The 8120-nt window shown below is 60.4% G+C and carries 7 protein-coding genes and 1 pseudogene; 4 read left to right on the forward strand and 4 right to left on the reverse strand.

What is annotated here, in order from left to right; genetic code table 11:
- The 3 genes and pseudogenes from KDL09_RS20380 to KDL09_RS20390 all read left to right on the forward strand — a co-directional run.
- A pseudogene (locus KDL09_RS20380) lies at positions 1–654 on the forward strand (hypothetical protein); the annotation flags it as partial.
- Between the two features lie 86 nt (positions 655–740).
- Positions 741–2243: a S1C family serine protease gene (locus tag KDL09_RS20385; RefSeq protein ID WP_294389240.1), complete on the forward strand. Its 1503-nt coding sequence runs from the start codon at positions 741–743 to the stop codon at positions 2241–2243.
- Positions 2244–2284: 41 nt separating this feature from the next.
- Positions 2285–3835 (forward strand): PDZ domain-containing protein, encoded by a 1551-nt coding sequence (locus KDL09_RS20390; protein ID WP_294389242.1) that lies wholly within the window; start codon positions 2285–2287, stop codon positions 3833–3835.
- A 9-nt stretch (positions 3836–3844) separates the two neighbouring features.
- Here the strand turns inward: KDL09_RS20390 and KDL09_RS20395 are convergent, their stop codons facing one another.
- Entirely contained in the window at positions 3845–4534 is a 690-nt protein-coding gene (locus KDL09_RS20395) for a YceH family protein (RefSeq protein WP_294389244.1), read from the reverse strand.
- A 129-nt stretch (positions 4535–4663) separates the two neighbouring features.
- Here KDL09_RS20395 and KDL09_RS20400 point away from each other — a divergent pair, with 129 nt between their 5' ends.
- Positions 4664–5128, forward strand: coding sequence for a hypothetical protein (locus tag KDL09_RS20400; RefSeq protein WP_294389245.1), 465 nt, complete (start codon positions 4664–4666; stop codon positions 5126–5128).
- Between the two features lie 35 nt (positions 5129–5163).
- On the opposite strand, the gene KDL09_RS20405 is transcribed toward KDL09_RS20400, so the two are convergent.
- The 3 genes from KDL09_RS20405 to KDL09_RS20415 all read right to left on the reverse strand — a co-directional run.
- Positions 5164–6621, reverse strand: coding sequence for a sulfatase (locus KDL09_RS20405; protein WP_294389247.1), 1458 nt, complete (start codon positions 6619–6621; stop codon positions 5164–5166).
- Positions 6622–6638: 17 nt separating this feature from the next.
- Entirely contained in the window at positions 6639–7334 is a 696-nt protein-coding gene (locus KDL09_RS20410) for a pseudouridine synthase (RefSeq protein ID WP_294389248.1), read from the reverse strand.
- A 60-nt stretch (positions 7335–7394) separates the two neighbouring features.
- The coding region (locus tag KDL09_RS20415; RefSeq protein ID WP_294389250.1) for a DHHA1 domain-containing protein at positions 7395–8120 on the reverse strand (726 nt) is incomplete at its 5' end.

Here is an 8120-nt window from a genome sequence, read left to right on the forward strand (position 1 = left end):
CCCTACCAGACCGAACCCGGCGACAGCGACTGGGCCGAGCTGCGTGAAGCGCAGACGCTCACGATGAAAAAGCTGCCGCACACCGGCCAGTGCGTCATCACCGACCTCGGTGAAGCGAATGACATTCATCCGAAGAACAAGCGCGATGTGGCCGAGCGCCTTGCGCGCTGGGCCTTGGTCAACGACTACGGTCAGAAGCTTGTTTATCGCAGTCCTGAGCTCAAGGACGCGAAGTTCGACGGCGGCAAAGCGTTGCTCACTTTCGATTTTGCTCCGAACGGCCTGCGCACCGTCGATGTGGATGACGCCAAAGGCTTTGCGATTTGCGGCGACGATCACAAGTGGGTGTGGGCGAAGGCCAGCATCATCGGCGGCTCGAAGAAAGGCACGAACCAGATCGAGGTCAGCAGCCCAAACGTGCCGAAGCCGGTTGCCGTCCGTTACGCCTGGGCAGACAATCCCGTCTGCAACGTCTATTCCGTCGAAGGTCTGCCTGTCACCCCCTTCCGCACCGACGACTTCCCGATGATCACCGATCCGTCGAATCCGAACAGCGCCGAAGCGCAGAATGCGAAGCGTGCGGAAGATTTGAAGAAGCTCATGGAGGCCCGGAAGAAGGCGGCTGAGGCGAAGGCGAAAGCCGGGAAGAAGTGATCGCGGTTCGAGATGACGATTATTTCATCAGCAAACTTGTGTTAGAAGCGGCGGGCCGCGTATGTTTGTGGCTTCACGTCACCTGCATGAACTTCCGACCGCTTCTGCCACTCGCCGCCTCCGCCCTGCTACTCACAGCCGCCAGCGCGCAACCCGCGGCGGCACCGCCTCCGGCGACCCAGCCCATCGATGTGGCGTCAGGAGCATGGGAAGGCATCGTGAACATCGACGTTTCGGTGCTGTTTCCTGATTACCGGGAGCCATGGAATGCCGGCCAGCCCAGCGGTGGCAGCGGCACCGGGTTTTTGATCGGCAAAAACCGCTTTCTGACGAATGCACACGTTGTCAGCAACGCCACGCGCATCCTGATCCGCACCACGAACGATCCGGAGCCGCATCCTGCAAAGATCGTTCACATCGCGCATGATTGTGACCTGGCTCTGATCGAAGCCGAGGACGGCAGCCACTTTGAAAGGCTCAAGCCGCTTGATTTCGGCGGCACTCCCCAGCTCAACACGGAGGTGATCGCGATTGGTTATCCCATCGGCGGCGACCGCATCTCCGTGACGCGCGGCGTTGTTTCGCGCATCGACTTCCGGCCCTACAGCCACACGAGCGTCGATTCACATCTCGCCATTCAGGTCGATGCGGCGATCAATCCCGGCAACTCCGGCGGTCCGGTGATGCAGGAAGGCAAAGTCGTCGGTGTTGCTTTTCAGGGCTTCAGCGGTCGTGTGGCGCAAAACGTCGGCTACATGATTCCGGTGCCGGTGATCAAACGCTTCCTCAAGGACATCGAAGACGGGCGCTACGATCACTACGTGGATCTCGCCGCGAGTGACTTCCCGATCGAAAACCCTGCGCAGGCCAAGGCGCTCGGCCTCAACGGCGGCGGCGTAGGCGTGATGGTGGGCGATGTGGAGCCGCAGGGCAGCGTGGCGGACGTGCTGAAGATTGGCGATGTCATTCTGAGCATCGACGACAACCCGGTGTACAACAACGGCCTCGTCCGTTACGAAGGCGAACTGGTGGACATGAACGAAATCGTCGAGCGCAAGTTCGCGGGCGACAAAATCAAGCTGGCCTACCAGCGCGATGGCAAGAAGGCGGAGGCCACGGTGACTCTGAAACGCTTTGATCCTTATGTCCGCCTTGGGGCGCAGTACAATCAGCGCCCGCGCTACATCGTGCACGCCGGACTCGTGTTTCAGCCGCTGGACCGCAACCTGATGGACGCTCATCAGATGCGCGACAGCACGGTGAACTACGTCTTCGACAACTTCCTCACCGACAAGCTCTACGTCGAGCGCCCCGAACCGGTGGTGCTTACGACGGTGCTGCCGGACGAGGTGAACACCTGGCTCACGCCTTATGCACACAGCATTGTCGATGAGATCAACGGCGTGAAGATCAAGACCCTCAAGGATGTGCAGACGGCGCTGGAGAAGAAGGACAAGCCGTTCATCGAGATTCTGCTGCTGGAGAAAAACCGTCCGCTCGTGCTCAAGCGCGAGCTCGTCGAGGCCGCCCACAAGCGCATCATGCAGACCTACAACATCCAGGAAGACGCCTACCTCGGTGACGAATAGCCTCGAGATCTGACTCTGAACTCTTTCGCCCTGACGATTCCATGAAGCTTTCCCAAACTCTCCTCTTCCTAGCACTTGGCACCGCCTCGCTGCCCGCGCAGACGCCCGCATCTGAATCTGCACCGAAGAAACGCGTGGCTGCGGCTGCCCAAGAAGAATCCGTGCCACAGCAGGTGGTGCAAAGCAGGTCGCTGGTGAAGGTGAACGCCACCTCGCAGTCCTACAACCTGCACCTGCCCTGGCAGAAGGAATCCCCCTCGGGCCGGCGCGGTCTCGGCGTGGTGCTGGCGGGCAATCGTGTGCTGGTCACCGGCCAGATGGCGGCAGACGCCACCTACATCGAGCTGGAGTTGCCGGAGAAGGGCCAGAAGATTCCCGCCAAGGTGGTGGCAGTTGATTATGAGGCGAACCTTGCGCTGCTCGAATCGCCGCCCTCGGACAAACAGAAGGCGTTCTTTGCCGGTCTGAAACCGATGGCCGTGGATACCAGCGCACGCATCGGTGATTCCGTGGCCATCCTGCAGACGGGACGTGTGGGCGAGCTCATCAAAAGCCCGCTGACCATTGGCAAGGTGCTCACGCGCCGCTACAACGTCGAGGGTTCCGGTTTCCTCGTCTATGAAGCGAACGGCATCATCCGCAGCGAGGCCAACAGCTTCACGCTGCCGGTGGTGAAGGGTGAAAAACTCGCCGGGCTGCTGCTGAGCTACGATTCGAAAAACCAGGTCACCACGATCCTGCCCGCGCCGATCATTGAGCACTTCCTCAAAGATGTGGCCGACGGCAACTACGAAGGCTTTCCGAGCCTCGGTATGGAGCTTCAACTCACACAGGACGAGCAGTTTCGTGATTACCTCGGACTCAAGCCCGACGAGCCCGGGGTTCTGATCACTGCAGTCATGAAGGGCGGTTCCGCCGACAAGGCCGGCATGAAGAAGGGCGACATCCTCACCGCAATCGACGGGTTCTCCATCGACTCACGCGGAGATTACAAAGATCCGCAGTACGGCGCTCTCAGTTCGAGCCACCTCGTGCGCGGTCGCGCCTATGTGGGTGACAAGGTCGACATCAAGGTCATTCGCGAAGGCAAGGAAGTCGTGCTCAAGGGAGAGCTCACCCGCCGCAAACCCGATGACTATCTGGTGCTGCCGTATCTTTTCGACAAAGGTCCGCGCTACGTGCTGATGGGGGGCTTGTTGTTCCAAGAGCTCTCGCATCCGTATCTCGACGCCTTTGGCGACGAGCGGCGCGGCGGCGCCATTCTGCGTCTTGCCCGCATTGCCGCGCACCCGGACAAGTTTGAAGAGGAGGGTCGCAAGAAGCTGGTGTTTCTCAGTCTCGTGCTGCCCACACCCAGCGCGCAGGGTTATGACAAGCTCGGCGGTCAGGTGGTCACCAAAGTCAACGGAAAGGCCATCAGTGACCTCAATGATCTGGCCGAGGCTTTCAAAAGCGCCAAGGAAACCGTGCATGTCATCGAGCTCGACGAGTTTCCTCACATTCTCTACCTCGACACCTTCAATGCCGAACGCGACAACATGCGCCTGCTCGGCGGTGCGTATCGCATCGGAAGCCTGAAGCGGTTGGAGTAGCGAACGCGGTCACTTCACCGCTCCGATCAGCGTCTGCAGGCGTGAGACCTGCGCTTTGAGCAGGGTGATTTCGGCTTCCATCCGGGCGCGCCAGTCGGCGTCGGATGAATCATCGGCGGTAGAAACTGCGGGAGCTGGCGTGACGGGCGCTGCTGCGGGCGGTCCGCTCACTTCGCCGCAGAACAGATGCATGACCTGCGCCACGCGCTGGCCAGGACCGGCGGGGATGCACTGGACGAGCGGGCCTTCCTTGTAGCCGATCAGCTCGGCCAGCGTGCTTTCCACGCTTTCCATGTCCGGAAATTCAAAGAGGCGTTCCGTGCGCTGACGGAGCTCGCCTGCCGTCTGTGACCCGCGCAGCAGCAGCATGCACAGCAGCGAGATGTGGGGACGCTCCAGACCGGGGAGCCTGCTCTTCAGGTTGTGCCGGTATTTCAGCGTGCGGCCTCCCACGATGGATACTTCGAAGACGTAGCCATGAGACTTCATCGACTCCAGGGCGCGCAGCACAGTGCGTTCATCATAGCGCACGATGGGGTCTCGGTTCGTCGTCTGGTTGCAGGCCGTCACCAGCGCGTTCAGCGTCATGGGGTAGTAGTCCGGCAGCGTGATCTCCTTTTCGATCAGACACCCCATCACGCGCGCTTCCTCGGCGGTGAGGGTAAACAAAAGGGCGGGGGTGACGGATTCGGCGGACATGGGAAGTGGCGTGGCTGGGCCGCCATCATCCATTATTGCAGGCGGCGTTCAACCGTCGGTCTCAGTCTGGTTCAGGAATGTGAAGTCATTCCTGAATAGTTTCACTTACCCGGCGTCGAATAGGTTGATATGAAAACGAAACTTTTCCTCCTCGGCGCGTCCCTGCTCGCCGCGTGTTCGCTCACCTCATGTGACATCTACGGCTACCCCGGTTATGGCTACGGCTATAACTCGCCCTCCTACTACCGGAGCGGCTACTACGGAAGCAGCTACTATTCACGTCCGCTGTTTTCATACAGCAGCTTTGGTCTGGGGTACTCCCGACCCTACTATGGTTACAGCAATTACTCACGGCCCTATTCTTCATTCGGCGGCTTTGGCTACAACAGGGGTGGCTGTTCAACGCCGTTGCTGACCCACGCCCGTCATTCGTCCTACAGCCCCAGCTTTGGTGGCAGCTCCTCGTTCGGCCATCGTAGCTTCGGCGGTTCGTCCTTTGGCGGTGGCTCCTCCTTTGGTGGCCATCACAGTTCTGGCGGCTTCTCCGGCGGAGGTTTCTCCGGCGGTCATCATAGTGGTGGTCACCATCATTGATCCGCAAACGGCTTCGAGCTTTTGCCAGGCAGCGCTCAAGGCTTCTTCTTGGGCGCTGCTTTTTTGTTCTTCACGTAGTCCGGCCACTCGATCTTTTTCCCTTCAGCGCCGGTGAATTTCCACGCGGGCCACATCGGGGATTCGTTCTGCACATCGTCATACTTGGCCTCGAGGAGTGTCTTTAATTCCGCCAGCTTGGCGGGTTCGGCCGCGGCGAGATCGTTTTTCTCCCCGATGTCTTTGCCGAGGTTGAAGAGCATGAAATCCTTCAGTTTGGCCTCCTTGAAATCGCGCTCCGACTGTTCCGTGATGTCGTTGCTGTGGTCCGCCGGCGGTTTGTCGAGTGAGGCGAGGATTTTCCAGTCGCCGACACGCATCGCGACCTTGGGACCGCCGGTTGCACGGTTGAAGTGCCAGTAGAGCGGCGTCTTGCGTTCCACCTTGCCGCCTTCGAGCACGGGCAGCCAGCTGGCACCATCGATCACCCGGTCCTGCGGTGCTTGCAGCCCGGTCACGGCGCACATCGTCGGCAGAAAATCCACACCGCTGATCGGCTCGTCGCTCACGGTGCCGGGTTTTGTTTTGCCGGGCCAGCGCAGGATGCCGGGAATGCGGATGCCGCCTTCCCAGACGCTGCCTTTTTTGTCGCGCAGCGGACCTGACGATCCATGCGGATGCTGCGAGGTGATCGCTGGACCGTTGTCACTCGTGAAAAGCACGAGCGTGTTCTCACGCAGGCCGTCGTCATCGAGCTTCTTCATCAATCGGCCAAACGCGTCGTCCATCTGCGAGATGTTGCCATGGTGCGCGCTGTAGCTCGGATCATCCGAAGGATAAAGTGCGGTGTACTTCGCATCGGAGGCGATCGGTTCGTGCGGCTCATGCAGACAGACGTAGGCGAAGAACGGTTTGCTCTTGTCCCGCGCATCCAGCCACTTCAGCGCTTCATCGACCACCAGATGCGCGGCGTAACCTTCGAGCTTGCCGACCTCCGTGCCGTTGCGCACGAAGTTGTCCGGGTTGTGATGGTTGGGATACGCGTTGTTCTGCGTCGAGAACCAATGATCAAATCCATGATCGTTCGGCTGCGGCTGTGTCGGCTGGTTGAACTCTCCGTTCATGTGCCATTTGCCCACGTGACAGGTCGCATAACCGGACGACTGCAGCAGTTTGGCGATGGTGATCTCGCTGCGCCGAACATGCACCGGCGAATCTTCAGGAATCCAGTCACGCACGCCCACACGCGTTGGTGTGCGTCCCGTCATGATCGCCGTGCGCGAAGGCGAGCAGTTGGGATGTCCTGCATAGCATGAATTGAAGCGCAGTCCTTCCGCTGCAAACTTGTCCACGTTCGGTGTCTGCACATCCTTTGCCCCGTAGCAGCCGAGATCGCCGTAGCCAAGATCATCATCAAGCACGAGCAGGATGTTCGGCCGGTCCGCCAGCACGGTCGATGTCAGAACCAGTGCGAAAAAAGTGAGCAGCTTTTTCATGGCTGCCGTGAACGTCCTCACTTCGGCATTTGTTCCAACGAAAGCATCCGCCACTCCCCTTCCCCCAGATCGCCAAGTTCGTATTCGCCAAACCGTTCGCGATGCAGCTTCTCCACATGCCAGCCCTGGCTCGCAAACATGCGGCGCACCTGATGATAGCGACCTTCGGTGATCGTGAGGCGCGCCGTCTTTTCGGAAACAATCTCCAGCTTGGCAGGCAGACAGGGCTTGTCCTCGCTGCGAAGCATGAGATCGCCTTTGCCAAAGATCTCGATGAGTGCGGAATCGAGATCGCGATCCACCTCCACCACATAGGTCTTTTCGATGTCAGCCTTCGGCGAAGTGAAGCGATGCACGAGGCTGCCGACGTCCGTAACCAGCAGCAGACCGCTCGTGTCCTTGTCGAGGCGTCCCACGCTCGTCACCGCAGGATTGCGTTCCGGCCAGTGCGAAGGCAGGAGCTCGTAAATGTTGGGCCCTTCGTCCGCGCTGTGCGTGCAGGCATAGCCCACCGGCTTGTGCAGCATGGCGAGCAGGCCGTTCGGTGCTTCGAGCGGTTCGTCATCGACTGTGATCAACGTCGCATCCACCCGCTGGTCCGAACGCTTCACCACCACACCGTCGAGCTTCACGCGGCCTTCTTTGACAAACGCCATCGCCTCCCGGCGTGAACAGTAGCCGAGCGAGGAGAGCAGTTGGTCGAGGCGGCGCATGGTGTGTCAGGGCAAAGTGTAGCAGCCTTTCCAAGCGGCGTCGGATCGCAGCTTGAATACTCAGGCCACGATCTTCCGCGCTTCGGCCAGCGCTGCTTCGACCTTCGACACATCCTTGCCGCCGCCGCGGGCGAAATCCGGCTTACCGCCGCCTTTGCCGCCGACGATCGGCGCGATGGCCTGGATGATCTTGCCGGCCTGCACCTTGGACTGGTGCTCTTTGCCGACGTTGGCCATCAAGGTCACGCTGCCGCCGCCGGTGGCGGCGAGGACGATGATGCCGCCGAACTGGCCTTTGAGCGCGTCGTTGAGCGCCATCGCGTAGTCGGCATCCACCTCGCCGAGGTTGGCGATGATGATGTTGTTTTCGGCGGTGGCGAGGAGGTCCTTGGCTTTGCCGCTGGCTTCGCGCTGCTGGGCGGCTTTGAGGGCTTTTTCGAGCTCTTTTTGCTGCGTGAGGAGCTGGTCGAGCTTCTTCTCGAGGTCGGCGGCGCCTTGGGCGCTGACTTTGCCAGCGAGGAGCTTCAGCAAATCGGCATCGGCTTTGGCGGCGTTGTAGGCTTCGAGTCCGGCGATGGCTTCGATGCGGCGCACGCCGGCGGCGACGGCGCCTTCGCCGACGAGGCGGAAGAGGCCGATTTCACCGGTGTGGCGGGTGTGGGTGCCGCCGCAGAGTTCCATGCTCCAACCATCGAGCTTGTGCGGCTGGCCGCCGATCTGCACGACGCGGACGAGGTCGCCGTATTTTTCGCCAAAGAGGGCCATGATGCCGTTGTTGGCCTTGGC

Source organism: Prosthecobacter sp., assembly GCF_020439865.1.
In the GTDB taxonomy this organism is placed as follows: domain Bacteria; phylum Verrucomicrobiota; class Verrucomicrobiia; order Verrucomicrobiales; family Verrucomicrobiaceae; genus Prosthecobacter.